The sequence below is a fragment of the Kordia zhangzhouensis genome (assembly GCF_001005305.1).
GTDB classification, from domain to species: Bacteria; Bacteroidota; Bacteroidia; order Flavobacteriales; family Flavobacteriaceae; genus Kordia; species Kordia zhangzhouensis.
Window position 1 is genome coordinate 78676 of sequence record NZ_LBMH01000004.1, and the last position, 24980, is coordinate 103655.

Here is a 24980-nt window from a genome sequence, read left to right on the forward strand (position 1 = left end):
ATTGCAAAAATAAAGTTTCAATTAAGAAAAATTGAAACAGGAAATAACCTTCTGTAAAAATGTATATTTACAGGAATAAATTAAGAAGCTATGCAATATAAAAACTTTCCAATGGTTCCTAGAGTGATCTTCGGAAGAGGAAGTTTTAACCAAATACAAGAAATTCTTGCACCAAAACGTAAAGGTACCAAGGCGCCATTTATATTTTTGGTTGATGATGTTTTTGAACATAACCCTTGGTTGATTGATAGAATTCCGTTACGTTTTTTAGATCAGATTATCTTTATTTCTGCTGATGAAGAACCTAAAACATCGCAAGTAGACGCATTAGTTGATGAGTTGAAAGCACGTTTTACACAAATTCCATCAGGTATTATTGGAATTGGAGGCGGAACATTACTTGATATGGCAAAAGCAGTTGCAATCATGTTGACCAATGAGGGAAGTGCGGCAGATTATCAAGGGTGGGATTTGGTAAGTACTGAAGCAGTATATCATGTAGGTATTCCTACAATCTCAGGAACTGGTGCAGAAGTATCACGTACAACAGTATTGACAGGTCCAGAAAAAAAATTAGGAATTAACTCAGATTTTACACCTTTTGATCAAGTAGTGTTAGATCCTGAATTAACCCGTGGCGTACCTCAAAATCAGTGGTTTTACACCGGAATGGATTGTTATATTCACTGTATTGAATCGTTAACGGGAACGTATTTAAACGCATTTAGTCAAAGTTATGGAGAAAAAGCTTTGGAACTTTGTCGCAATGTATTCCTAGAAAAAAATGTACGTGATGAAGATTCAGAAGATAAACTGATGATGGCTTCTTGGCATGGCGGTATGAGTATTGCCTATTCGCAAGTTGGTGTAGCACATGCCATGAGTTATGGACTTTCGTATTTATTAGGAACGAAGCACGGTATTGGAAACTGTATTGTGTTTAATCACTTGGAAGAATTTTATCCGCAAGGTGTTTCTGAGTTTAAGAAAATGGTTCGAAAGCATGACATTGACATTCCAACAGGTATCTGTGCAGATCTTTCAGATAGACAATTGGACAAAATGATTGATATTGCATTAATGCTTGTTCCTTTATGGGAAAATGCTTTAGGTAAGAATTGGCAAGAAATTATTACTCGTGAAAAGCTAAGAAATATGTATATGAAGATGTAACTGGAAATGTTAAGTCTTAAATGCTACGTTTGAAGTATAAAAGCAAATGTCTTTTTCATGCGCAGTATTCAATCGTAAAATTTCTCAAATCCACAAAAAACGAATCCCAACACACAAAAAAATCTCCAAAATTGGTTCTGCCATCAGTAAAGGCGGTTCATTAATCATTCATTGCGGTTATTTAAAGGGTGCGAGTCCTTTAAGGAGTGATTATAAGCGGTTGTTTGTAGGGAAAAGTCGGTAAATAAGCGAATATTTGGGGTTCAGAACCCATTCGAAGTGACTCCGTAACCGATTATTCTATATATGACCTATTATATCTATAATCAACCTAAAAGAATAACTATAGGAACCGAAAAGAGTCTACATGCAACTGTAACGAAGTTATATATAACTAGGTAGAGAGGAGATACAAGTCTTAAAATATATTTAAATAACTGCTAGAATAATGTGTATCCAAAAATAACTGCAACACTATTATAGTCATAGGTTCCCCAAATAGAATTTGCTGGAAATAACTGTCGTGGAGTTTTATATCTAAATTCTACGCTAAATTTATTTGCGTACTTATAGCCAATGCCGATGGCAAAGTTTCCTTTGGGTGTAATTTTAGCTTGTAGCAATTCTCTGCGTTCTGCATACAATTCGTCTTTCATCGTAATATTGAACATATAAAATGCATTGAAAAACAATTTAGAATTATCAGATAGGAAAGAATAATAGCGAATACCAAGTGGTACTTCAATCGCTGCATAATCAATAAAAACATTCGTAGTACGATCACCAGAGGAAGTTTGTAAATAGGTAAATTCCTGTTCAGCAGCATACGAAATATAGGTTGGTTCTACTAAGATTCCCCATTTATTTTGATTAAAATTCAATATGAATTCCGCTTCTATACCCAATTGGAAGCCAACTTTATTTTCAAAGTCGAAGTTGTAATTTGGGATTCCTGAATTACCTATTTCTACGGATGAGAAATTGACACCAGGCTTTACAGAGAGGTGAAATTGCTGTCTGTTCACTCTTGCTTCATAATCAACAATGTCAGACGATACACATGTATTATATTGCTTGAAAATTTTTGACAAACTATTCTTGGTGTAGGAGGTATTTTTTACTTTTTTTTGGATGTCTCCACATTTAAAAGCTTCCCACAATTGTCTCCTAAACTGATTGTTTTCCCCAATTCGCGTTTCTGTAGCCATGTATTTCTTGTATACTAATTGTGCTACTTCAGTGTTTTTTATACGGTAAAAATATTTTCGTAAGTTGCCATCTACATACATATATAATGTGGTGTCGCCTTCTATTAGTACTTTGAGAAATAGCTCTGTAATTATCCATTTTGGCTGGTCAGAATTTCCGAGATTAGTTAAGTTCTGGTCTGATATATCAAGCTGTACAGAATGTCTTTCATATTTGGCCGCTCCATAAATCTCAAAAACCTTTACGGTTTCAATGCTCAGTGTTTTTTTTTCGGAAGTTTCTGTGGCTTTAAATTCAAACTCAGTAGGATTATTTTTCCAATCTATATTTTTGATGAATCCTTCAATTTTAACGTCTGAAGCATCGATATAATAGCCTTTTTCAAAAGAAATTTGTGCAAAAGCAGATAAACAAAAACAATATAATAGTGAAGTAAGTACTAATTTTTTCATATGAATATTAAAGAGGATGTGCAGCAATAAGTGTATATTAAATGGTTAAATTTTTAATTATTAGGAGATGGAATTGCGTCAATTTCACTTTTATTGTCGTTTGAACTATCTATCAAAAGGATAGTACCAACAGTTATTGTAGCGGCCGTACCAGCAATCATCAGTGCAGATACTTTTTTTCTACGGATGCTTGTAATCTCGCTCTTTGGCACTTCAATATTCGTTTTATTTACCCTAAAAGTGACTATCTCCGTAGTTTGAGAAATGTATTTTCCTTCCATGTCTTTTCCTCCACGTTTCAGTTGAACAACATAATTTTTTTTTGTTTCCAGCGAATTAATGGTAGCAGTTTGGTAGGTATAACAACTTTGTAAAAAAAAGAATGTCAAACACAGTAAAAGTATATTATGCTTCATGAGTTTATTTAAATTTGTCGCAAATGTAGAGCAAATAAAATGGACAGTACTATACAAAATTGGAATTTTTAAAACTAACTTCAAGAGAAATCTAAATAGAGAAAATAAATAATAAACCTCACTAGTTCAATTTTTGAAACTTCCGTACCTTTAGCTATTAAATCTAAAAATAATTCCCCAATGCTACGTGCCATTTACAAATTTATCTATTTTAAACTTTTGGGTTGGAAACTTAAAGGAAGCTTTCCTGAAGAAATAAAAAAATGTGTCGTTGCCGTAGTGCCACATACAAGTTGGCATGACTTTTTTATTGGGTTAATGGTTCGTAGTATTTCAAAGATGAAAATCAATTATATTGCCAAGAAAGAGTTATTTAAACCGCCATTTGGATGGTATTTTCGTTGGACAGGTGGTGCGCCAATTGATCGTACGCCAGGACAAAATAAAGTACAAGCCATTGCTAAAGTATTTGAAGGTAAAGAAGAATTTCGTCTGACACTTGCTCCAGAAGGCACTCGTAAACGTGTGGATGAGTTGCGTACAGGGTTTTACTATATAGCCAAAGAAGCGAATGTCCCAATTATTTTAGTAGCCTTCGATTTTGGTAACAAACAAGTTATTATTGACCAACCTTTTTATCCAACTGACGATATGGAAGCAGACTTTGAGTACATTTACAAGTTTTATGAAGGTATTGTAGGCAAAGTCCCAGAAAATAGCTTTCAATATAGAGAATAAGTATTTTGAAGTTATAAGTTGAAAAGTCTCTGAGTTTACTCTTTTCAAAAAGCTGTCATATGTAGTGTAGTTAAAATACAACACGAACAACTTTATAAATTATCCATAAATTCTTACGTAAGTATTTGATTATTAGTATATTTTTTGTAGCTTTAAAAGTAGTTAAATAGTCCTTTTTTGGTTGATGCATCATTAGTTACAATCAAAAAACTCTTATTGTATCACTTCTTAAATCGTCACAATCGTCATAAGAAACGTGTGTTGACAGCTCACAAGTATGAACAATGGTAGAAACGAATGTTATACCATGTAATCTAAAATAAATTCCGAGCTTTAATTGTATTCTGAAATTGCGTAGTGAGTTGAATAGCAATCTTTCTTTTACCAAGAAAAACACATAACCAACCCATGAAAAAGTTTATTAAAATTCTACCAATGATGGTCGTAGTACTTGCGTTACTCGTAAGTAGCTGTTCGGGCGACCAAGAAACCACAAGAACAACCGATGCAAACGAAAAATCTAAAGTGCCAGTAATTGGGAATGACTGGAAAGAGATTGGATATATTAAAGACGGAACTATTGTATTGACAATAGATAAAGAAAAAGCACTTGCAAGACTCAGTGCTAACATGAAAAAATACGCAGGAATCGATGAAGTGTACACCGACATGTACGTTGTTAACTTTGAAGATGATTATAACTTACTTTTCGAAGGTAAAAATTACCGATCGACCTTCTACGTAGCTGCAATTTCGTCTAAAGTTTCTTCTACTGTAGATGCGACATTGGTTGCAGGTCCAAGAATTACGTGTACAACTTCCGATTGTTCATCAGAACCAACAGGTTGTGCAGTTAAATATGATAATGACGACACTGGTTTGCCATATTGTTCGCCATGTTCTAATGGAGGGAAATGCACAAAAACTGCCATCAGTAGCGATGTCGCGTTGTTTTAGCGTTTTCATTCTATAAAAAATAAAAAAGCGTAGTTAAAGTTTTTCTTTACTACGCTTTGTACTTTTTATGCTATAAGTTTAGTTTTTCTAATAATACACACCTAACATCTACTCATCATCAATCAAAATTTCCAACAACTGAATTGCTGCTTCACTGATCTTTGTTCCAGGGCCAAAAACAGCAACTGCTCCGGCATCAAATAAGAATTGATAATCTTGATGTGGAATTACACCACCAACAATTACCATAATATCTTCACGTCCGTATTTTTTTAATTCTTCAATGACTTGCGGAACCAGAGTTTTATGTCCTGCGGCTAAAGACGAAACTCCTAAAATATGGACATCATTCTCCATGGCTTGTTTGGCAGCTTCTGCAGGTGTTTGGAATAATGGACCAATATCTACATCAAAGCCTACATCAGCATAACCTGTTGCCACTACTTTAGCGCCACGATCATGTCCATCCTGTCCCATTTTTGCAATCATGATTCGTGGTTGGCGACCTTCCATTTCTGCAAATTTAGCAGCGAGTTCTTTGGCTTTTTGAAATGAACTATCTTCTTTGATTTCTTTACTATACACGCCTGAAAAAGATTTAATTTGAGCTTTGTATCTTCCGTAAACTGCTTCTAATGCATCTGATATTTCACCTAGTGTTGCTCGTTTTCTGGCAGCATCAACTGCTAATGCTAAAAGATTTTCTTTTCCAGATTTGGCAGCTTCTGTTAGTTTTTCTAATGCTTTTGAGACCTCAGCGGTATTTCTATTCTCTTTGAGCGTTTTTAATCGCACTAATTGTGCATTTCGGACAGTTTGATTATCTACTTCTAAAATATGTAAAGGATCTTCTTTTTCCAAACGATATTTATTCACACCTACAATTACATCTTGTCCAGAGTCAATCCGAGCTTGTTTTCGTGCTGCGGCTTCTTCGATGCGCATTTTTGGAATACCAGCTTCGATTGCTTTGGTCATTCCGCCCAATTCTTCTACTTCTTCAATCAATTGCATCGCTTTTTGAGCTATTTCATCTGTTAATTTTTCTACATAATAACTTCCTGCCCAAGGATCTACCGTTTTGGTAATTTTGGTTTCTTCTTGAAGGTATATTTGTGTATTTCGAGCAATTCGTGCCGAAAAGTCTGTTGGTAGTGCAATGGCTTCATCTAAGGCATTGGTGTGTAAACTTTGCGTACCACCAAAAGCCGCTGCGGCTGCTTCGATACACGTTCTTGCGACATTGTTAAAAGGATCTTGTTCAGTTAAACTCCAACCGCTGGTTTGGCAATGTGTTCTTAACGATAAGGATTTTGAATTTTTGGGATTGAATTGCTTCACTAATTTTGCCCATAGCATACGAGCTGCGCGCATTTTGGCAATTTCCATAAAATGATTCATTCCGATTGCCCAGAAAAAAGAGAGGCGAGGCGCAAAAGTGTCAATATCCATTCCAGCAGCGAGTCCTTTGCGAATGTATTCTAAACCGTCTGCAAGGGTGTATGCCAATTCAATATCACATGTAGCACCAGCTTCTTGCATATGATAGCCTGAAATACTAATACTGTTGAATTTTGGCATGTGTTGCGAGGTGTATTCAAAAATATCAGAGATAATTTTCATAGATGGCGTTGGTGGATAGATATAAGTATTTCGCACCATAAATTCTTTTAGAATATCATTTTGAATCGTTCCGGCAAGTTGAGCAGGTTGTACACCTTGCTCTTCTGCAGCCACAATATAAAAAGCCATAATAGGTAATACAGCACCATTCATAGTCATGGAAACCGACATTTTATCTAATGGAATTTGATTAAAAAGAATTTTCATGTCTTCAACAGAATCAATAGCAACTCCTGCTTTTCCAACGTCACCTACTACACGTTCATGATCACTATCGTAGCCACGATGTGTCGCCAAATCAAAGGCAACGGATAACCCTTTTTGACCTGCCGCTAAATTTCTTCGGTAAAAGGCATTACTTTCCTCTGCAGTAGAAAATCCGGCGTACTGACGAATCGTCCATGGTCTGCGAACATACATGGTAGAATAGGGGCCACGTAGGTTTGGTGCAATTCCAGCAACAAAATCTAAATGATGTACATTTTTCATATCTTCTTCAGCGTATGAGGAGTGTATATCAATATCTTCTGCAGTCGTAAATGAACTTCCTTTTGGAGTATTTTCTGTGGTTTTAGCGAAAGTATCTAGAGTGATATGTTGAAGATTTTTTCGAGTCATGTTATAATCTTATTTTTTGAACATAGGAATCAAAGTCGTAGCCTCTATCTGTGTTGAATGTTAGTATGAATGATTTTCCTTGTCTGTTTACCCAATAATAATATGTGTGAAAAGTAAGCAAAACACCAGAACTTGGATCAAATTCTTCAAATGAGAAAATAGCTCTAAAAAAACGGTCGTTTTCTTTTCTGATGATACCAGCTTTTTTAAATCTACTTTCTAGACCAATTAAGTTGCCAAGACTTTCATGTTCTCGATTTAATAATTTTAAAACGATTTGTGCAGTTTCTTGATTTATTGTGATGTGTGGAACTTTTTTAAAGGTAATTTCTGTGGAAAAATCTTTACTGGCAAAAAGATGCAATCCGCCACCTGTTCCGTATTTCAGATTAAGTAATTTATTGCGCTGTCTACGTCTGAGTTCTTCATTAGGAATACTATCAATCAAGGCAGCATATTCATATGTGGTAAATCGTTCTGTATTTTCAGGAACAAACAGGTATATGTTTTCTTCTTCAATATGCATGTATTTCCCTTGAACGTTCCGTATTGGAACGGCTTTGTCTGTACTGGCTTCTTCACATTGAATAAAGAATATACTTAGGAATAATATGTAAAAAACTCTATTCATTTGCGAGTCGTTCCTGTTCTAATTTTTCAGCCAATCGTTTAGGTAAAATGGGTTGTAGCAATACTTTGCGAACTTCTTTTTTGAGGAACGGATCTTTTTCCAAATCGTTCTTCATGCGATCTTCCGGATTTGGATATTTATTAGTTCCTAATAGAATTTCTTTCCCTTCATCAAATAGCGATTGCTCTTTTTGAGCACTTTCTTTTATTTTACGTTGAATAGTGCCTGCTTTAAGTTGATGTAAAAATCCTCCATTGGCTTCTATATCTTTAAAAAGATGTAATGCTTTATCAGCTAATTGATGCGTGATACTTTCAATAAAATATGCTCCTTCAGTTGGATTGTTTGTTTTGTCAAAATAACTTTCATCTTTTAAGATTCGCAACTGATTACGTGCAATACGGTCTCCAAATTCGTTTTCATGGTGATATAAAGTATCATACGGTAAATTATACACAAAATCAGCTCCACCAAGCACAGCACTCATACATTCGGTGGTAGTACGTAACATATTCACATTGTAATCGTATAGTGTTTTGTTACGTTGTGAAGGTGTAGCTATAATGATACACTCTTCAGGCACTTGATACTCTTTTGCAAGTATATGCCATAGTTGACGCAATGCTCTTAATTTTGCAATTTCAAAGAAATAATGGGAACCTACCGCAACTTGAAAGATAATCTGATTGCTAAATTTTGAACCGTAATGATTCAAATACTCATTCGCGTGGGCAAGGGCATAGGCTAATTGTTGCACCATTGTTGCACCTGCGTTTTGATACACATCTGTATGTATGGTAAGCGTGCTATTAAAATGATTTAATGTTAAAATATTTTCCAGTATTTCATGGTCTTTCGTTAGATTGTGAAACCAATTTCCTGAGGAAGCTAAATTTCCAATTAAATCGATACCAATTGTAATATGGGTTTGAGTTGTTTTTGTGAAATCATCAATACTAGCACAGTAAGCATCTGACAAAAAGTGCATCTCAATATGAATAGGTGTATCTTTTACATCTATTCCTGAGAGTATTTCTGCGATAGAAATATTTTCGTTTGTGATTACAAGAAAAATACTTTCAGCTCCACGAGCAAGAACTTCTTTTATGCGAGTATTCGTTTCTTGAGCATTGGTAACAACGATACGTTGCATAATTTTCCATTCGGAAGATTTTGTTCTTAAAGGAGTTGTAGAACCATATGTTTCTCGGTGATAAAACGGTTTAATGTCAATTCCTTCAAGAGTAGCTGATACCAACGTATTATTGTAATCGGCACCTTTTAAATCTACTTGTATTTTTTGTTTCCATTGTGCAGCAGAAACATTGTCAAATTCTTCAAATAAGTTACTCATTGTCTTCTAAGTTTAGGCTATCAGCATACTCAATTATATAGATTTCTTCATTTTCTTTTTTCATGAAATAGCGCTCACGTGCAAATTTTTCGAGCTCATCCATACTAGAGAATTTTTTAATACTTTTTTTATCTCTGGCAATTTCACGTTGTAAATTTGCTTTTTGTCTTTCTAATAAATCAATTTGCTTGTTGAGTTCTGCATGGGTTGAAAAGTAAGAGTTGGCATCTAAGAAAAGCATCCATATAATAAATATGGCAGAAATAATGATGTAAATATTCTTAAACTTTTCCAGTTTCATGCGAGGTTCAGTTTTGCCTTTTGTAATCTTGTCGTGTAAATGTACTAAATATTAGGATAATCGCTCATTAATTATGGTGCGAACAATATCAACGGCGACTGTATTGTAACGATTGTTTGGAATAATGATGTCTGCATATTCTTTAGTAGGTTCAATGAACTGTTGATGCATAGGTTTGAGAGTAGTTTGGTATCTAGTCAGCACTTCATCAATATCACGTCCTCGCTGAGAAATATCACGCTTAATTCTTCGAATAAGACGTTCGTCAGAATCTGCATGTACAAAAATATTGATATCAAACATTTTTCGAAGCTCAGGATTGGTCAAGATTAAAATTCCTTCTACAATCATTACTTTTCTAGGTAAAGTGTGTATGGTGTCACCTGTACGATTGTGTTTTACAAACGAATACACAGGTTGGTCAATAGCGTTTCCTTTTTTTAATTCTTGTAAATGTTCACAAAGCAAGTCAAAATCGATTGATCTGGGGTGATCAAAATTAATTTTAGTACGCTGTTCGTAACTTAAATGAGAAGTATCGTTGTAATAAGAATCTTGAGAAATAATTCCTACTTCATTTTCAGGAAGTTGCTTGATAATTTCGTTGACAACGGTTGTTTTTCCACTTCCAGTTCCTCCGCCAATACCAATAATGAGCATATAAATAATGTTTTTTAGTCTACCACAAAATTACGTAAATTATTGCTGGAAATTATTTTTAAAAAATAAATTGTTTTTGCTTTTGAGTTTCAAGAAAAGCATTATATTTGCAATCCACTTTTCGGGGTGTAGCGTAGCCCGGTTATCGCGCCGCGTTTGGGACGCGGAGGTCGCAGGTTCGAATCCTGCCACCCCGACAAAAAAGGTCTTGCAATTGCAAGACCTTTTTTTATAGGTCTTCTTTTTGTAAGATAAATTTAACGGTAAGTTTGCCAAACCATGTCGGTTTTTTGCCACTAGGATATGTTTCGTCAAACATCACAAGTTCTAATTGGTTATTTTGAATGTGTATTTTATAGAATTGGTGACCATTTTCAAAACCAGGAACTTTTGCAATATCAGCTGTTGTTACCAGTGTATTTTCTATTATTTGATAATTTCCACTATTAAAAACAATAGTTTGAAATGCTTTGGTAATTTCTTTTTCGGAAGGATTCGATAATTCCTCAAAAGAGATACGTTGTAACATTTGCGGATTGTACATCAGCGCATAATTTGTGTTAGAAAAGATAAAACGCCCATAGTCTTTTTCCTTTCGAATGTAGGTAGTGTCCGCATAGATGTATTGAATTTCTTGTACTTTCCAAGAACCTAGTAAGATATTTTGCTTTTTTTGGTCATTTTTTATGAATCGAATAATATCTTGTAAATCATATAGTTTTGCAACATCGTATGCACTGTAAGTATTATTAAGAGCTTTATAGCGGTAATCGGCATTATTTTGTAATAGCCATTTTGCAAAATCTGTATTTTGATACCATAATGCCCAGTGTAAAGCTGAAGCTTGATTTATAATATCTTTAGTGTCTATCATAGCACCATTTTTTAGCAATAGCATTCCAATAGCAACCTCACCATTCACAGCAGCTCCCATAAGAGGAGTGAGTTGATACGTTTTGTCACATATATTTGCATTAGCTCCGTTGGCAATCAACATAGCTACAATAGCAACATGGCCAAATCTAGCTGCCCAAGCCAATGGTGTTTGACCAACACGATTCATGAGGTTTACATCAGCTCCATGGGCAAGTAAAAGGTTTACAAGTTCATAGTTTCCTTGTTGAACTGCCAATTGTAAACTAGGTGTTCCGAGTTGGTCTTTTGTATTTGCAGATGTTTTTTGCAATGATTTTTTGACCGATTTGTAATCGTTTTGTAAAATGGCATTAACTAGTTTTTCTTCTTTAGTTGAAAGCGAAGAGGCTATTTTTGTATGTCTAAATAGATTGGCAACAGAATCGTGATGCCATAATCTTAAAGCAACATCTGCTGCTGTACCGTGTTTACTTTTTAGCATTACATCAGCATCGTTTTTTAGAAGAAGTCTAATAGTAGAAACTTTTCCCGAAAAGGCAGCCCAATTGAGCGCATGATCTCCGTTTTTGTCGAGGGCATTGACCTTAGCGCCTTGTTCTAAAAGTAATTCACATATTTTTATATTTCCTAATGAAGCAGCATACATTAGTGGAGTACCATGCAATCCTTTTGCTTCTGCCATGTTTGCATCTGCTCCTTTTTCTAGAAGTTGTATTGTTTTGGTAATATTATTTTTGCTAATGGCATTCAACAATGGAGTTTTACCATTTTCATCATATATATTGATTGTTTCCTGAGAAATGGAAGTATAATATGTAATTAAGCTAAGTATTAGGAAAAAGGTTTGTTTAGTCATAAGTTTTAAGTTGAGAATAGTTTTCATGTAAGACAATTAGATAAGCACAATACTGGCGCATCATGATAGTCAAATGTCAAATCATTTAATGAAAAATCTAAATATTAGAAGAAAGAATCTGTTAAGATTAATTATTGTTTACACTTTCTGTTCTTTTCTAAACTTAGAAGGAGTTGTGTTTGTAAACTTAGAGAATGCTTTGTAAAACGTAACTTTATTATTAAAACCTGCTTCTTCAGCAATAGCTTCAATTTTATAGTGCTGATATGCTTCGTTTTTAAGAAGTTTTTGTGCAAAAAGAACGCGATGACGATTAACATAATCGTTGAAATTTTCCCGAATGCATTCAGAAAATGTTCTAGATATATATTGAGATTTGGTATCTAGTTTTTCGGCTAGTATATCAAGGGTAAGGTTATTTTGTAGATAACAGTTTTCTGTAGAAAACAGTTGTTCTAATTTTCTCTGAATGCTTTTCATTTCCGTTGTACTCAATGAAGAACTTTGGTATTTAGCTTTTAGTGTTTTGAAAAATTGCGGATTTCGATATAAGACAAAAGCAATTGTAAAAATGAACAAATTAGAGAAAATATAATACCATTTAAAGTCTAGCCAACTGTTTGCGAATAGTGTGAATAGAGAAATTACAATATTTGCTGAGATGAAAATGATGCTTATGCCCGAAAGATAAAAAAATACGTCGCTAGTCAATTGTGCTTTATTTTTGCGAACTAACAACATTAAAAATAATGCATATATCAATTGATGCGCTGCTCTAAAATAATTAGCAGGCATAATACGATATAAGAAAAATTGCGGGTTTGTGCTAAGCAATACTTTTTCATTATAAGGAGCTATGGTGTAATCAATCAACATGATATTGATGATGATAAGCGGAATGAGATGCAATACTTCTTTTTTTTGAAAGGTATATTCTGGTTGAATTGTCGCTTTATAATGAATCCATAGTAAAGGGCCGTATAACACGCCAACCGAGTGATAATAAAAACCATAAATTTGTGGAACCATATGCGCAATTTCGGTAGTTCCATATATGAAGTATAAAATTTCTAGTGCAAAGAGTAAAGTATAAAAAGCTAGCGAACGATTTTTTATATCATTAGCATAAAAAAACAAACCACCAGCAATACATAATGTGAATAGTGCTTCAAAAAATAGAAATAAATACAAATCTTATCATTTTTGGTATTTAAAAGTACAGTTTTGATTTGAAATCATGCAACTGCATGCTACAGAAAATTGAAGGAGTAAGATATTATATCGAAAATAAAATCTTCAATTAGCAAGAAGTAAGTTGTCGTAATTGAAAATCTATATTTAAGAACTAATCTAACAACGTTAATACCGTATCCACTGAAGTGATGAGTTCTTTTTCTTGCGGATCTGTTTTAGAAACTACCTTAATACCGTTAAAAAACGTATGTAACACAGAAGCTAAATTTGTAAGATCTTTTATGGGTGAAATTTCCCCAGAGTCGACGCCAGATTGAAGAAAATCTTTAAAAGTAGCCAACATAAAAGCTTTGTTTTCTTGAATTACCGAGAGCATTTCTTCATCATTCGGGACTAATTCTGTGGCAACATTGATTACAAAACAACCTTTGTGTTCAGAATCACAAACTGCTTCTGAGATTCCTTGTTCAAAAAGTTTTCGAAATCCTTCTTTGACACTTTTTTGTTGTTTAAAAAAAGAGGTGAGTTGTATACGATTTTTGTTTCTGTAATGCGCAAATGCTTTGTCGAATAATTCCTTCTTTCCGCCATACGTGTCGTAAATGCTTGCACGATTGATACCCAAATAGGCTACCAAATCTTGCATGGAAGTGGCGTGAAAACCATTTTTCCAAAATAAACACATCGCTTTATTCAGCGTTTCTTCTTCATTAAATTTTTTTACTCTTGGCATACTTATAAATTGTAGAGATAGCAGTCACTATCTCTACAAAAATACATATAATCTTTAATTAGGTCAACAGCGGATTGATGTTCATTCCTCCATCCACATTGTATTCGCCACCCGTAATAAAAGATGCTTCATCAGATGCAAGAAACGCAACTAAATTTGCTACATCTTCAGGTTTTCCAAATCGTTTCAGTGGAATGCGCTCCTGCATAGCTTCCGCAAACCCTTGCAATTGTTCTTCAGGTAAACCTGTTTTGTTAAAAATAGGGGTTTCAACAGGACCTGGATTTACTGCATTTACACGAATTTTTCTTGGTGCGAGTTCTGTTGCAGCCGTACGTGTAAACGAATTCAACGCAGCTTTTGTTGCTGCATAAATTGCCGTATTTGGCATTCCTGTATAGGCATTAATAGAAGATAAGTTGATGATTGATGCGCCCTCACTTAAAATTGGTAAAAACTTTTCAATTGTGAAAACAGCTCCTTTAAAATTGATTCCAAACTGAGAATCGTACACTTCTTCTGTAATTTGTCCGACAGGCGCAGGCTTAAATATTCCAGCATTGACAAACAAAACATCTACATTGCCATGTAAATTTTTTACTTCTTCTACTAAACTGTCGATGGCTTCTAGCGAAGTTACATCAGCCACAATTCCTTTGACACCTAATTCAGAAGCGGCATTTTGTACACGTTCTTCAGATCGTCCAGTAATAATGACTTCAGCACCTTGTGCTTTTAATTTTTCTGCAGAAGCATATCCAATTCCGCTATTTCCACCTGTTACTACGGCTATTTTTCCTTGTAAACTACTCATAATTTTTTGGTTTTGTATATTAATTTTATTTCGGAACAATCATTCCAAATACAAATATATGAATATTAGAACGGTCATTCCAAATAAAAGTATAATAATTATGATTGTTATTGATAATTAGTTGGTTAGGGGTGGTTGGGTTTGTGTTGTATGACAAATTTTACAAACAATTTTTATTGCAAGTTGAAGTATCGATTGATTTTCCTTATCTCCAAATACAAATGTAGCGCTACGTAGAAACCCTTGATTTTGTGTTGAGAGTTCATCTTACTTTTAAATACGCTTTTTAAATTGTAAGTTTGATATGAACTGACCAAAATAAAACCATATGTCTACCTCTAATCCTACGCCGACTTCATCACCGTCGGCTTCATCGGCCACTACGGCTTCAGAAACAGCAAATGTACCTCCTAAGGGAATCTCCAAAGGTATCTCGGATACAACAATGATTCAACTTAAAGAAGATTTGGAGACCATGTTGTTATATGCGATTAATCACGGAAAAATAATTAATACAGAACTGAATCCGTTGATAGAAAGTAATAATTTAGACGATCTCATCAATGCGCATAATATTTTGTCAAAGAATGTGGCTCCAGCTACTCCAAAATCAATCCGATATTTAAAGCTTCTATGCAAAGACGATGACAAGAAATCGATTTTTCAGCGATTACCGATTATTCGAAATTTAGTGATTTTAGCAGTCCTATTTTTGATTATTTTTATTGGAACCTCTTTGTCAAGTGAGGTAAATACACAATCTTTATCGGAAGGAGTTTTGAGTAATAGTGGATTATCGTTGTTGCTCAATATTTCATTTTTATGCTCTATTTCTGGTTTGGGTGTTGTTTTTTACTTGCTTAAAAGTGTAAGTGAGGGAGTGCAGCAAGCAACTTTAAAACCAGAGCAATCTATATACTATGTAGCACTGATTGTATTAGGATTAATTTCTGGTTTAATTCTTTCAGAAATTGTATCATCGTATGATCAAGGTAAAGATCTAAGTATTTTCAATAATGCTGTGTTAGCTCTCATTGGAGGATTTTCTTCAGATGCTATTTTTAGCATTTTACAAGGCATTATCAACAAAATTAAATCTATTTTTTCTGTAAACAGTCCAAATTAATTTAAAGAAATATGAAATTAATCGTTAAAAGTTTTATTGTCATAATCATTGGCATAATCATTAGTTCATGTGCTTCCATTCCTGCTTCAACAGCAACTTTGTCTGAGGAAGTAATTTCAGAAGCAGCTGAGATGCACAAATTAAACATAGCATTAATCAATCAACTATTTGATGAGCGAAAAGATAAAGTGAATGATTTTATCAACAATCAATACATTCCGACATTTGTGAAGAATTTTGAAGCTAAAATTCCACCAAATGTAGATGTGAAAGCAGAACTTCCTAACATTTTAAAAAGTGTAATGCCTGTTATCAGTAGAAAACGAGATTCTCTACACACATTGCTTGACAATCAACGCAATCAAATCTTAACTTCATTAAATGATAGCTATTCAAATTATCAACGAGCTAGTGGTACTTTACAAAACTTGATTACTTCGGCAGTTAAACTAAAACAATCGGAAGCCAATACCTTGGCACAAATTGAAAGTTTGACCAAAACAAATCTGAATGTTAACAAAATAGAAAATCATTTGGATAGTTTATTAATCAAAACAGGAAACGGTTTTGATAAATTATTAAATGTAGCTTCAGAACTTAAAGGAAACTAAAAATATAAACTTATGAGTATAAATTGGGACGATTTAGCCAACCAAGCGGCTTCGCAAACGGATGCAGAATTTCAAACCACAATTGCAAGTCTCACACGAATGAGCATCACAGAAATTGATCAATTCATCAAAGAGAGTCAAATTACTAATGCTAATGCAATCAAGGTTTTAAAAGAAATTAATGATGCTGCTGCATCAAATACAGCCAAAGCAGATGCCATAGCTAATATAGACAATGGAGTAAACTTTTTAGTGAGTTTGGCACATAGAATTGTATAACCAGATTTTGATAAAGTAATAACATATTTATTACTTTTTAGCTTTTGTGTATGATAAATAAATCAAACAGTTGTATCATTTTTGTTGATAAAATATGTGTAAGGAATTCATAGAAAAAGCTACTTTTGTTATAGAATTTTAGAAAAAAAAAGATATGTCAGATACAAATACAACACTTGATTGTTTAATTATAGGAAGTGGTCCCGCAGGATATACAGCAGCTATTTATGCAGCAAGAGCAGATATGAATCCAGTAATGTACACTGGAATGGAGCCAGGCGGACAATTAACGACAACGACAGAAGTTGATAACTTTCCAGGTTATCCAAACGGAACTGACGGAACAGCTATGATGGAAGATTTGAAAAATCAGGCAACACGTTTTGGAACAGAAGTACGTTTTGGGATAGCAACTCGTGTGGATTTTTCAAAAGAAGTAGGAGGCATACACAAAGTATATGTAAATGATGGAGCAGAAGAGAAAGAAATCTCTGCAAAAACAGTAATCATTTCAACAGGAGCTTCGGCAAAGTACCTTGGGTTAGAAAGTGAAGAACGCCTAAAAGGAGGAGGAGTTTCAGCATGTGCTACTTGTGATGGTTTTTTCTACAAAGGGCAAGATGTAATTGTTGTAGGAGGTGGTGATACGGCTGCCGAAGAAGCAACGTATTTGGCTAAACTATGTAGAAAAGTGACAATGCTAGTTCGTCGTGACGAAATGCGAGCAAGTAAAGCAATGCAACACCGTGTAAACAATACCGAAAATCTAGAAGTATTGTATCATACCGAACTAGACGAAGTATTAGGTAATATGGTAGTTGAAGGTGTTCGTGTGGTAAACAATCAAACACAAGAAAAGCATGAAATTCCTGTTACAGGAGTTTTTATTGCCATTGGACACAAACCAAATACAGATATGTTTAAAGGAATTTTAAACATGGACGAGACAGGATATTTGATAACCGCTGCAAAATCAACAAAAACAAATATTCCAGGGGTTTTCGCTGCAGGAGATGTACAAGATAAAGAATACCGTCAAGCAATTACAGCTGCCGGAACAGGATGTATGGCTGCATTGGATGCAGAACGATATTTAGCTTCTGTAGAAGATATGATTGAAGCCTAAAGTAATAGGACGATTTTTAAATTATCAAGTGTAAACGTTCATTCTAAATACTAAAACATAAAAAAACGCACAAGATTTCAACTTGTGCGTTTTTTGTTTATATCGAATAAATTTAATGACTAATTTATTTTTTATGAACGCTTCCAGAAACAGATTTATTTTTGGAAACGCTATTAGGATTACCATAATAGCTAATGTCTCCACCACTTGAACTATTAGCAACCAATTTCTCAGAAACAGTTACGGTAACATCTGCACCACTACTAGCAGACGCGTCACAACTTTTTACTTCAAGGTCTTTTGCAGCAATATCACTTCCGCTACTAGCTTTGGCAACGAGTGATTGAGCTGTTCCTGAAATTTTAATATCTGCACCGCTAGATGACGAACAAAATACATTTTCTGCCTCTACTTCAATTTTTACATCGGCACCACTTGTACTTTTTACTTCAAGATCGTCCGAAACGATAGTTGATGTTGAAAATACATCAGCACCACTAGTACCTATAATCTTCTCAATAGAAGGCATACGTACATGTACTTTTTTTGACTTGCAACGACCTATATTTTTTTCGGTGTGAATTCGTAAAATTCCATTATCAATATCAGTTGCAATTAATGAAATAACATTTTCATCTGCTTCAACCTCAATAGAAGGGCTCGAGGCTTGTGTAATATATACGTCTAATCCTTCTGAAGCTTTGATTGTAGTAAATGGCTCGTCTGCTTCACGTTCTTCTGTAACAACATTTCTATTGCCTGCAATTCCATTGTTAAAGTTAAAATCGCAAGAAGTAAGTAAAATGCTTAAAATGGCAATGGCGATAATTCGTGCTAAAGTAATCATAGTAGTTAGTGTTTTAATTATTGATTGATGATGTTTTTTTGATGTAAATTCTTGTAAGAAGAACTCAAATTCGATTTCTTTTACTTTACAACCCAACTACTAAAACCGTACAAGAAACAATTTTAGTAGTGCTTGATTGGATTGTAAAATGGTTCATTTTTGATTGATGATTTTTACTGATCTGTTTGAGTAGTTACACTGTCACGTTGAACATTTACTCGTACATTTTTGTCATTGTTTTTAATGTTGATATCTACTTTGTCAGAATTAATTGTAATTTCTTTTTTGTCTTTTTTCAATTGCTTGATTGCTGAATTATCGCAGTCCAAACATTTAAGGTCATCGTCAATGACTTGGTAATAATGTTCTTCTTCACCTGTCCCTAAAATATCTCCAGAACCTATAGAATTACTGTGGAAATTTTTCGTGTTCTCATCTGCATAAATTATAGCACCTTCAGGTAAGTATAAGATAACTTCTATTTCTTGTTGATTGAACTTATCATCAGGATTTACAAAAAAGAAACTATCTAATTTCAGTGTATTATTTTCAAATGCAAAGTTGTAATTAATAGCTTGTGCACGTTCTCTAGCAGCATTGTAAGTAACACCGCTCGCAGATTGATTGATACGAATTCGCGCGTTATTACTATCTGTAGGTTTTACAATTAAGCGTACTGCACTAGAAAATAACACTACATCTCCATTATCTAAATATTCAACTTCGTATCCATAATTTCTATAATAATTATATCCATACTCTTCATTTTTTACCATTTTTACTTTGATAGTGTCATTCGCAACAATAGGCAATTCTGTTTTGGTTGATACAGAAGCTTCTATATTTTTGTGTAAAGCAGCACTAGAGGCAATAAATGCTATTCCTATACAAGAGCCTATCCATAGTACAGACAAAACAATTTTAGCTGTTAATCCAATAGATTTTGAATTTTTCACTAAGATTCTTATGCCTAAAATAAACAACACTACAGCAGGAATTCCAAATGCACATAATAGTAACAGTCCTAAAACCCATCTAGGTGTTGAATGAATAATTCCTAAATCTTCATAGATTAAAAATTCTTCACCAGTAAAAACATTTAGGTCTAAAAAACTAAGGTTAATAGCCCCCATAATTACACTAATTAGGATTGCACCTGCAGTAATAATAAAGATTACTCCAAAAAACTTTGCGAAAATCTTTAAAAACACCATGATGAGGTTTCCTAAAGAGTCAAAGAAGGATGATGCACCACTTTTCGCTTTTTGTCCTACTTGCTGAAAGTCTACATCATTAATTCGTTCTTGAACATCGTCCAGTCCTTCCTTGATTTTTTGTTCAATGTTGGAGATGTTCGCTGGCTTTCCCGCCATTGCTAGTTTTTCACTTGTAGTATTAGCTTTCGGAATTATGATCCAAAGTATAATATATACTAAAATAGGAGAGCCCACTAACGCAAACAAAAAGATCAAAGCAATGATACGTATCCACAAAGCGTCAATTCCAAAATACTGTGCAAACCCAGCACAAACACCTCCTATAAATTTGTTATCATAATCTCTATATAATTTACGATGGGTACTAGAGGTAGTTCTGGTATATGCACTTCTTGGAGCATCTTCAAAAATTTCGTCATCGACCAAGTAATCTTCAGGTTGTCCCATAATGTCAATAACCTCCTGAACTTCTTTCATACTAATTACTTGTCGCTCGCTTTTTAAGCGTTCTGAAAAAAGTTCAGCAACTCTTGCTTCAATATCCGCAAGAATTTCATCTCTTCCTTGCGAGTCCGTAAAAGAGCGTTTAATAGCATTCAAATAGCGCTGTAAACTGTTATATGCATCTTCATCAATATGAAAAAACATATTTGCTAAATTTATATTGATAGTCTTATTCATTGGTCGTGCTTTTTTGGCGTGTTACGAGTGATACGGCATTTTGTAAATTGTTCCAAGTAGTGTTAAGTTCTTTGAGGAATAATTGTCCTGTTTCTGTGAGTCCATAATATTTTCTTGGAGGTCCAGAAGTAGATTCTTCCCAACGATAACTTAATAATCCTGCATTTTTCAATCTTGTCAAAAGAGGATAAATAGTTCCTTCTACGACAAGCATTTTTGCGTCTTTTAGGGTGTCAAGTATTTCGGCTACATAGGCATCTTTATCCTTTAAGATAGACAAGATGCAATATTCCAACACACCTTTACGCATTTGAGCTTTTGTGTTTTCGATCTTCATGTTTTCATGTGTCTTTTAATGATACTGTTCGTTTTTTGATTGATGATTGGTTTGATGATTGATGATGATGATTGATGATGATGATTGATATTATTTGATGAAACGAATCGTTAACGGATAGCGATACTTTTCACCTTCATTCGCTTTCATTGCTGCCACAATGGTATACGTAATATTTATTGCAAAAAATAAGAGTTGTACAATGCATACTATAATGCTTACCAAGGTAAGATTATAAAAACTGAATCCGTCATTCCAATGAATTGAAATGCTGTTAAAATGTATTGTATCCCATACATGATGATTTTTTAACCCAAAGAATACAAAAAAAGGAACCGTTAGTATCATTGCTGCAAATTTGTAGCAAAATAAGCTTAACTGAAAATTTAAAACCTCTTTCCCGTGAAGATCAATGAACTCAGTTTCCTTTTTATAGACATTCCATAAAATGAAAGGAACTATAAAATTTCCAAACGGGATAAAGTAACTACTAAATGCTGAAGCATGTAAAACAGTGGCTACATTTTTATGGTGTTTTGTTATGATTGATTCCATTACCTATTATTTTCTTATGCAAATATATATCTAAAAAAAGGTATTATGCAAAACATAGTACCTAAATTTAACATATTATTAACATTTGTAATTTTTTATAGTTTACTTATAAAACTTTATGTATATATCTGAAAATTAATATTTTAAGTTTGTAAAGCAAGTCTTTTGTAGATGCTTAAGAGAAAGAAAAGCAAAATTTAACTTTGTATATGAATTTTTTAATTTTTTGTATTTTGGCTACATAAATGAAATGTGATTGTATAGAATTATGGCAAAAAAATTAACTCCTTCCAAAATAAATACCTTTTTATTGTTCAAACTTCCTTCTGCTTTTTTTTCGGGTGTGCGACTTAAAGAAATTACTAGAGAAACTGCTACGGTTACCGTTAAACATCGTTGGATTAATCAAAACCCTTTTAAATCGTTGTATTGGGCTACACAAGGAATGGCTTCTGAATTGGCAACGGGCGTATTGGTTATTCAGGAAATTGAAGCGTCTGGTCAAAAAATATCCATGCTCGTGCGTTCGCAAAAAGGAACATTTACCAAAAAAGCTACGGGGAAAATACGCTTTGTTTGTAATGACGGACTAAAGGTAAAAGAAGCGATTGATAAAGCGATTGCAACTGAGGAAGGACAAAGCTTGATGGTATATGCGGAAGGTTTTGACGAAACAGGAGAAAGTGTCTCTCATTTTGAATATGAATGGGGAATTAAGCTAAAAAAGAAATCATAGTGTAACAAATAAGAGCAACAGGACTCTAATAGGCTACAATCAAAAAACTAAAATAATATGACAGCACACGAAATTGATTACGAAATCTTCGGAGAAGAAATGCAATACGTAGAAATTGAACTAGATCCGCAAGAAGCTGTAGTCGCAGAAGCAGGAAGTTTCATGATGATGGATGATGGTATAACGATGAATACCATTTTTGGAGATGGTTCCAATCAAGAAAAAGGAATTTTAGGAAAGCTTTTCTCGGCAGGAAAACGAATTCTTACTGGGGAAAGTTTATTTATGACTTCTTTTTTAAACAATGCTTCATTTGGTGTTCGTAAAATCAGTTTTGCATCTCCATATCCAGGAAAGATTATTCCAATTGATTTGACTGAGTTTCGAGGAAAATTTATTTGTCAAAAAGATGCTTTTCTTTGCGCAGCGAAAGGCGTAACTGTAGGAATTGAGTTTTCCAAAAAACTAGGCCGTGGTCTATTTGGAGGAGAAGGGTTCATTATGCAAAAACTAGAAGGAGACGGAATGGCATTTGTCCATGCAGGCGGAACAATGGCACGTAAACAATTAGCTCCTGGAGAAATACTTCGAGTTGATACAGGTTGTATAGTAGGTTTTACACAAGATGTTGACTATGATATAGAATTTGTAGGAGGAATAAAAAATACGCTCTTTGGAGGAGAAGGTATGTTTTTTGCCACGCTTAAAGGACCAGGAGTTGTGTATATCCAATCTTTACCGTTTAGCCGTTTAGCAGGACGTGTATTGGCTTCTGTGCCAAGAGGAAAAGGAGAAGGTAGTGTGTTAGGAAGTATTGGTGATCTTTTGGATGGAGATAATAGCTTCTAAAAGTAGAAAAGAAGAAAGAAAATCAAGAGTTATTAATCTTCTTACATTTGTTAAAGTTTCGCTATAAAAAGATAAACGTATACTTTTTTTTCTTAAATTTATAAGAACTTAAAAATTACGCTTATCGACAAAAACTACTCTTTAAAATTTTTAACCTAAAACCTTTCGTTAAATATGGCAAGAGCAATGTTTGATTACACGAAGACTATACTTAAAAAAGTTAGTTTTGATCCATCATTATTTTGTAAAGAATTACAAAAAGCTTTGCAACGATTGCTCCCTCACGAGATAGAAGAATTGAAAATTTGGATCAGTTCGCTTGTGACAGCAAATCCACAGTTAGACCAATGTTTAATCTATTTAAAACCATAAAAAAAGCCGCGATACGTCGCGGCTTTTTTAATATTACTATTTTTGTACAGGGCTAATGATTTCTACATTATGAAAAGCAATAGCGCCTCTAACGATTCCCATAATTACATTGCGCAGTGCTTCAATAATTTGCATTTTTAATTCGCTTTTATGAAAAATTAAGCTTACTTCTCTTGCGGGACTTGGTTCTTTAAAATGGCGTAAATATTTACGTTCAGATTCTTTAAGATCTAAAGTATGCAAAAAGGGGAGTAGCGTCATTCCTAAGTTTTCATTGGAAAGCTTAATCAACGTTTCAAAACTTCCACTTTCAAGTTGAAAATGATCATTCACTACTGCCTTGGGAACTTTACATAAATTAATGACTCCATCTCTAAAACAGTGTCCGTCTTCTAACAATAAAATATCATCAATATCCAAGTCGCTAGTTTCTAATTCTTTTTTTGAAAATAAACGATGATTTTCTGTAGTATATCCTACAAAGGGTTCATAATATAACACACGTTCTTTGATATGTTCATTGCCTAAAGGTGTTGCAGCAATTGCAGCATCCAAATGCCCTTCCATTAGTTTATTAATAATAGATTCTGTATTTAATTCTTCTATTTTTAAGTTGACTTTTGGATACTTTTTAATGAATGTTTTTAAGAACATAGGAAGTAAAGTAGGCATAATGGTGGGAATAATTCCAAGTTTAAATTCGCCTCCTATAAATCCTTTTTGTTGATCTACAATATCTTGCATTCTTCCAGATTCATTCACAATATTTCGTGCCTGATCTACTATTTTCTTTCCAATCTCTGTTAGTTGGATTGGCTTTTTACTTCTGTCAAAAATCTGTATTTCCAATTCGTCTTCAAGCTTTTGTATTTGCATACTTAGCGTAGGTTGTGTAACGAATGATTTTTGTGCTGCTAGGGTAAAGTTTTGATGTTCGGCAACTGCCAAAACATATTGTAATTGAGTGATGGTCATTGATATAAATTTGAGTGATAAAAATATAAAAACTATCAATAAAACTTATATTAAAACGAATAAAATCTCACCTACATTTGACTTAATAAAAAATAGAAACAAAATGGCATTAAATATTATCGGACTCGATGTCCAAAAGACAAAAGTATTAGTAAATGATTTAAATGTGTTGCTAGCCAATTTTCAAGTATATTATCAAAACTTACGCGGAATTCACTGGAATATTAAAGGTAAAGGATTTTTTGAATTACATGCTAAGTTTGAAGAGTTGTATAATGATTCACAAATGAAGATTGACGAGATTGCAGAACGAGTATTGACACTTGGAGGAGAACCGCTACACACTTTTGAAGATTACATGAACCACGCAAAAGTTCCTGTTGGAAAACATATTTCAAAAGATGTAAAAGCAGTTGAATTAATTGTGGCTTCAATTTCTGAACTGTTAAAACTTGAGCGATCTCTTTTAGAAAAAGCGGGCGATGCCAACGATGAAGGAACTAATGCAATGATGAGCGATTTAATTTCTGAACAAGAAAAAACGGTTTGGATGATGAATGCATGGTTGCATAAATAATAATTGGGTAACATAACTGATGTTAGGAAAACAAGTAGCGGTTTGACAATCACTTAAGATGGCAAACCGCTTTTTTTACTGTAGGAT

General features: G+C 33.9%; 27 protein-coding genes and 1 tRNA gene. 12 read left to right on the forward strand and 16 right to left on the reverse strand.

Annotated elements, in window-relative coordinates; genetic code table 11:
- Positions 1 to 90 precede the first annotated feature (90 nt).
- Positions 91 to 1173 carry an iron-containing alcohol dehydrogenase family protein gene (locus AA088_RS06925; RefSeq protein WP_046744250.1) on the forward strand — a complete coding sequence of 361 codons (1083 nt, stop codon included), beginning with the start codon at positions 91 to 93 and terminating at the stop codon, positions 1171 to 1173.
- A gap of 440 nt (positions 1174 to 1613) precedes the next feature.
- Here AA088_RS06925 and AA088_RS06930 read toward each other — a convergent pair whose 3' ends face one another.
- Positions 1614 to 2834: a porin family protein gene (locus AA088_RS06930; RefSeq protein ID WP_046744251.1), complete on the reverse strand. Its 1221-nt coding sequence runs from the start codon at positions 2832 to 2834 to the stop codon at positions 1614 to 1616.
- A gap of 53 nt (positions 2835 to 2887) precedes the next feature.
- The gene (locus AA088_RS06935; RefSeq protein ID WP_046744252.1) at positions 2888 to 3250 is read right to left on the reverse strand and encodes a hypothetical protein; all 363 of its coding nucleotides are present in this window, start codon (positions 3248 to 3250) and stop codon (positions 2888 to 2890) included.
- Positions 3251 to 3430: 180 nt separating this feature from the next.
- Between AA088_RS06935 and AA088_RS06940 the strand changes: the two genes are divergently transcribed.
- Both AA088_RS06940 and AA088_RS06945 read left to right on the forward strand, forming a co-directional pair.
- Complete coding sequence (locus tag AA088_RS06940) at positions 3431 to 3988, forward strand: 1-acyl-sn-glycerol-3-phosphate acyltransferase (protein ID WP_046744253.1); 558 nt, start codon at positions 3431 to 3433, stop codon at positions 3986 to 3988.
- A gap of 408 nt (positions 3989 to 4396) precedes the next feature.
- Positions 4397 to 4945: a hypothetical protein gene (locus tag AA088_RS06945; protein ID WP_046744254.1), complete on the forward strand. Its 549-nt coding sequence runs from the start codon at positions 4397 to 4399 to the stop codon at positions 4943 to 4945.
- Positions 4946 to 5053: 108 nt separating this feature from the next.
- Here AA088_RS06945 and scpA read toward each other — a convergent pair whose 3' ends face one another.
- Genes scpA through udk form a run of 5 tightly spaced genes read right to left on the reverse strand, consistent with a single transcriptional unit; the run spans position 5054 to position 10132 of the window.
- On the reverse strand, positions 5054 to 7186 hold the full coding sequence (scpA, locus tag AA088_RS06950; RefSeq protein WP_046744255.1) for a methylmalonyl-CoA mutase: 2133 nt from the start codon (positions 7184 to 7186) through the stop codon (positions 5054 to 5056).
- A gap of 1 nt (position 7187) precedes the next feature.
- Positions 7188 to 7817 carry a hypothetical protein gene (locus AA088_RS06955; protein WP_046744256.1) on the reverse strand — a complete coding sequence of 210 codons (630 nt, stop codon included), beginning with the start codon at positions 7815 to 7817 and terminating at the stop codon, positions 7188 to 7190.
- Positions 7810 to 9171: a methylmalonyl-CoA mutase subunit beta gene (locus tag AA088_RS06960; RefSeq protein WP_046744257.1), complete on the reverse strand. Its 1362-nt coding sequence runs from the start codon at positions 9169 to 9171 to the stop codon at positions 7810 to 7812. The genes AA088_RS06955 and AA088_RS06960 overlap by 8 nt, the downstream gene beginning before the upstream one ends.
- Complete coding sequence (locus AA088_RS06965) at positions 9164 to 9472, reverse strand: FtsB family cell division protein (RefSeq protein WP_046744258.1); 309 nt, start codon at positions 9470 to 9472, stop codon at positions 9164 to 9166. The genes AA088_RS06960 and AA088_RS06965 overlap by 8 nt, the downstream gene beginning before the upstream one ends.
- Before the next feature lie 51 nt (positions 9473 to 9523).
- Positions 9524 to 10132: a uridine kinase gene (udk, locus tag AA088_RS06970; RefSeq protein WP_046744259.1), complete on the reverse strand. Its 609-nt coding sequence runs from the start codon at positions 10130 to 10132 to the stop codon at positions 9524 to 9526.
- A gap of 122 nt (positions 10133 to 10254) precedes the next feature.
- On the opposite strand from udk, the gene AA088_RS06975 reads away from it, so the two are divergent.
- Positions 10255 to 10329, forward strand: a tRNA-Pro gene (locus AA088_RS06975).
- Positions 10330 to 10361: 32 nt separating this feature from the next.
- On the opposite strand, the gene AA088_RS06980 is transcribed toward AA088_RS06975, so the two are convergent.
- The 4 genes from AA088_RS06980 to AA088_RS06995 all read right to left on the reverse strand — a co-directional run bounded on the left by AA088_RS06980 (position 10362) and on the right by AA088_RS06995 (position 14605).
- On the reverse strand, positions 10362 to 11891 hold the full coding sequence (locus AA088_RS06980) for an ankyrin repeat domain-containing protein (protein ID WP_046744260.1): 1530 nt from the start codon (positions 11889 to 11891) through the stop codon (positions 10362 to 10364).
- 111 nt (positions 11892 to 12002) lie between these two features.
- Positions 12003 to 13055, reverse strand: coding sequence for a helix-turn-helix domain-containing protein (locus AA088_RS06985; protein WP_046744261.1), 1053 nt, complete (start codon positions 13053 to 13055; stop codon positions 12003 to 12005).
- A gap of 154 nt (positions 13056 to 13209) precedes the next feature.
- A complete protein-coding gene (locus AA088_RS06990) occupies positions 13210 to 13791 on the reverse strand; it encodes a TetR/AcrR family transcriptional regulator (protein ID WP_046744262.1) in 582 nt (193 codons plus the stop codon).
- A gap of 58 nt (positions 13792 to 13849) precedes the next feature.
- Positions 13850 to 14605 (reverse strand): SDR family NAD(P)-dependent oxidoreductase, encoded by a 756-nt coding sequence (locus tag AA088_RS06995; RefSeq protein WP_046744563.1) that lies wholly within the window; start codon positions 14603 to 14605, stop codon positions 13850 to 13852.
- Positions 14606 to 14933: 328 nt separating this feature from the next.
- Here AA088_RS06995 and AA088_RS07000 point away from each other — a divergent pair, with 328 nt between their 5' ends.
- The 4 genes from AA088_RS07000 (at position 14934) to trxB (ending at position 17747) form a co-directional block, all read left to right on the forward strand.
- Positions 14934 to 15731, forward strand: coding sequence for a hypothetical protein (locus tag AA088_RS07000; RefSeq protein WP_046744263.1), 798 nt, complete (start codon positions 14934 to 14936; stop codon positions 15729 to 15731).
- Between the two features lie 11 nt (positions 15732 to 15742).
- Positions 15743 to 16342 (forward strand): hypothetical protein, encoded by a 600-nt coding sequence (locus tag AA088_RS07005; protein WP_046744264.1) that lies wholly within the window; start codon positions 15743 to 15745, stop codon positions 16340 to 16342.
- 12 nt (positions 16343 to 16354) lie between these two features.
- Entirely contained in the window at positions 16355 to 16621 is a 267-nt protein-coding gene (locus AA088_RS07010; protein ID WP_046744265.1) for a hypothetical protein, read from the forward strand.
- A 154-nt stretch (positions 16622 to 16775) separates the two neighbouring features.
- Positions 16776 to 17747, forward strand: a complete 972-nt coding sequence (gene trxB, locus AA088_RS07015) for a thioredoxin-disulfide reductase (protein ID WP_046744266.1) — start codon at positions 16776 to 16778, stop codon at positions 17745 to 17747.
- Positions 17748 to 17871: 124 nt separating this feature from the next.
- Here the strand turns inward: trxB and AA088_RS07020 are convergent, their stop codons facing one another.
- The 4 genes from AA088_RS07020 to AA088_RS07035 form a co-directional block, all read right to left on the reverse strand.
- Positions 17872 to 18594, reverse strand: coding sequence for a head GIN domain-containing protein (locus tag AA088_RS07020; RefSeq protein WP_046744564.1), 723 nt, complete (start codon positions 18592 to 18594; stop codon positions 17872 to 17874).
- Positions 18595 to 18767: 173 nt separating this feature from the next.
- Complete coding sequence (locus AA088_RS07025; protein ID WP_046744267.1) at positions 18768 to 20492, reverse strand: PspC domain-containing protein; 1725 nt, start codon at positions 20490 to 20492, stop codon at positions 18768 to 18770.
- The gene (locus AA088_RS07030) at positions 20485 to 20829 is read right to left on the reverse strand and encodes a PadR family transcriptional regulator (protein ID WP_046744268.1); all 345 of its coding nucleotides are present in this window, start codon (positions 20827 to 20829) and stop codon (positions 20485 to 20487) included. Before AA088_RS07030 ends, AA088_RS07025 begins: the two co-directional genes overlap by 8 nt.
- Before the next feature lie 90 nt (positions 20830 to 20919).
- Complete coding sequence (locus AA088_RS07035) at positions 20920 to 21384, reverse strand: DUF4870 domain-containing protein (RefSeq protein ID WP_046744269.1); 465 nt, start codon at positions 21382 to 21384, stop codon at positions 20920 to 20922.
- Between the two features lie 268 nt (positions 21385 to 21652).
- Between AA088_RS07035 and AA088_RS07040 the strand changes: the two genes are divergently transcribed.
- The 3 genes from AA088_RS07040 (at position 21653) to AA088_RS07050 (ending at position 23341) form a co-directional block, all read left to right on the forward strand.
- Positions 21653 to 22120, forward strand: a complete 468-nt coding sequence (locus AA088_RS07040) for a DUF4442 domain-containing protein (protein WP_046744270.1) — start codon at positions 21653 to 21655, stop codon at positions 22118 to 22120.
- Between the two features lie 57 nt (positions 22121 to 22177).
- Positions 22178 to 22969 (forward strand): TIGR00266 family protein, encoded by a 792-nt coding sequence (locus AA088_RS07045; protein ID WP_046744271.1) that lies wholly within the window; start codon positions 22178 to 22180, stop codon positions 22967 to 22969.
- A gap of 174 nt (positions 22970 to 23143) precedes the next feature.
- Positions 23144 to 23341 (forward strand): hypothetical protein, encoded by a 198-nt coding sequence (locus tag AA088_RS07050; RefSeq protein ID WP_046744272.1) that lies wholly within the window; start codon positions 23144 to 23146, stop codon positions 23339 to 23341.
- A gap of 36 nt (positions 23342 to 23377) precedes the next feature.
- Here AA088_RS07050 and AA088_RS07055 read toward each other — a convergent pair whose 3' ends face one another.
- Positions 23378 to 24316 (reverse strand): LysR family transcriptional regulator, encoded by a 939-nt coding sequence (locus tag AA088_RS07055; RefSeq protein ID WP_046744273.1) that lies wholly within the window; start codon positions 24314 to 24316, stop codon positions 23378 to 23380.
- Positions 24317 to 24419: 103 nt separating this feature from the next.
- Here AA088_RS07055 and AA088_RS07060 point away from each other — a divergent pair, with 103 nt between their 5' ends.
- Positions 24420 to 24893, forward strand: a complete 474-nt coding sequence (locus tag AA088_RS07060; protein ID WP_046744565.1) for a Dps family protein — start codon at positions 24420 to 24422, stop codon at positions 24891 to 24893.
- The last annotated feature ends 87 nt before the right edge of the window (positions 24894 to 24980 follow it).

Coding starts and splice junctions, on each gene's coding strand:
- AA088_RS06980 (WP_046744260.1), bottom strand. CDS start 11,891: ATGAAAACTATTCTCAACTTAAAACTTATGACTAAACAAACCTTTTTC.
- AA088_RS06940 (WP_046744253.1), top strand. CDS start 3,431: ATGCTACGTGCCATTTACAAATTTATCTATTTTAAACTTTTGGGTTGG.
- AA088_RS07045 (WP_046744271.1), top strand. CDS start 22,178: ATGACAGCACACGAAATTGATTACGAAATCTTCGGAGAAGAAATGCAA.
- AA088_RS07020 (WP_046744564.1), bottom strand. CDS start 18,594: ATGATTACTTTAGCACGAATTATCGCCATTGCCATTTTAAGCATTTTA.
- AA088_RS06965 (WP_046744258.1), bottom strand. CDS start 9,472: ATGAAACTGGAAAAGTTTAAGAATATTTACATCATTATTTCTGCCATA.
- AA088_RS06945 (WP_046744254.1), top strand. CDS start 4,397: ATGAAAAAGTTTATTAAAATTCTACCAATGATGGTCGTAGTACTTGCG.
- AA088_RS07040 (WP_046744270.1), top strand. CDS start 21,653: ATGGCAAAAAAATTAACTCCTTCCAAAATAAATACCTTTTTATTGTTC.
- AA088_RS07060 (WP_046744565.1), top strand. CDS start 24,420: ATGGCATTAAATATTATCGGACTCGATGTCCAAAAGACAAAAGTATTA.
- AA088_RS06990 (WP_046744262.1), bottom strand. CDS start 13,791: ATGCCAAGAGTAAAAAAATTTAATGAAGAAGAAACGCTGAATAAAGCG.
- AA088_RS07000 (WP_046744263.1), top strand. CDS start 14,934: ATGTCTACCTCTAATCCTACGCCGACTTCATCACCGTCGGCTTCATCG.
- AA088_RS06960 (WP_046744257.1), bottom strand. CDS start 9,171: ATGAGTAACTTATTTGAAGAATTTGACAATGTTTCTGCTGCACAATGG.
- trxB (WP_046744266.1), top strand. CDS start 16,776: ATGTCAGATACAAATACAACACTTGATTGTTTAATTATAGGAAGTGGT.
- AA088_RS07035 (WP_046744269.1), bottom strand. CDS start 21,384: ATGGAATCAATCATAACAAAACACCATAAAAATGTAGCCACTGTTTTA.
- AA088_RS07005 (WP_046744264.1), top strand. CDS start 15,743: ATGAAATTAATCGTTAAAAGTTTTATTGTCATAATCATTGGCATAATC.
- udk (WP_046744259.1), bottom strand. CDS start 10,132: ATGCTCATTATTGGTATTGGCGGAGGAACTGGAAGTGGAAAAACAACC.
- AA088_RS07010 (WP_046744265.1), top strand. CDS start 16,355: ATGAGTATAAATTGGGACGATTTAGCCAACCAAGCGGCTTCGCAAACG.
- AA088_RS06925 (WP_046744250.1), top strand. CDS start 91: ATGCAATATAAAAACTTTCCAATGGTTCCTAGAGTGATCTTCGGAAGA.
- scpA (WP_046744255.1), bottom strand. CDS start 7,186: ATGACTCGAAAAAATCTTCAACATATCACTCTAGATACTTTCGCTAAA.
- AA088_RS07025 (WP_046744267.1), bottom strand. CDS start 20,492: ATGAATAAGACTATCAATATAAATTTAGCAAATATGTTTTTTCATATT.
- AA088_RS06935 (WP_046744252.1), bottom strand. CDS start 3,250: ATGAAGCATAATATACTTTTACTGTGTTTGACATTCTTTTTTTTACAA.
- AA088_RS06955 (WP_046744256.1), bottom strand. CDS start 7,817: ATGAATAGAGTTTTTTACATATTATTCCTAAGTATATTCTTTATTCAA.
- AA088_RS07050 (WP_046744272.1), top strand. CDS start 23,144: ATGGCAAGAGCAATGTTTGATTACACGAAGACTATACTTAAAAAAGTT.
- AA088_RS06930 (WP_046744251.1), bottom strand. CDS start 2,834: ATGAAAAAATTAGTACTTACTTCACTATTATATTGTTTTTGTTTATCT.
- AA088_RS06995 (WP_046744563.1), bottom strand. CDS start 14,605: ATGAGTAGTTTACAAGGAAAAATAGCCGTAGTAACAGGTGGAAATAGC.
- AA088_RS07030 (WP_046744268.1), bottom strand. CDS start 20,829: ATGAAGATCGAAAACACAAAAGCTCAAATGCGTAAAGGTGTGTTGGAA.
- AA088_RS07055 (WP_046744273.1), bottom strand. CDS start 24,316: ATGACCATCACTCAATTACAATATGTTTTGGCAGTTGCCGAACATCAA.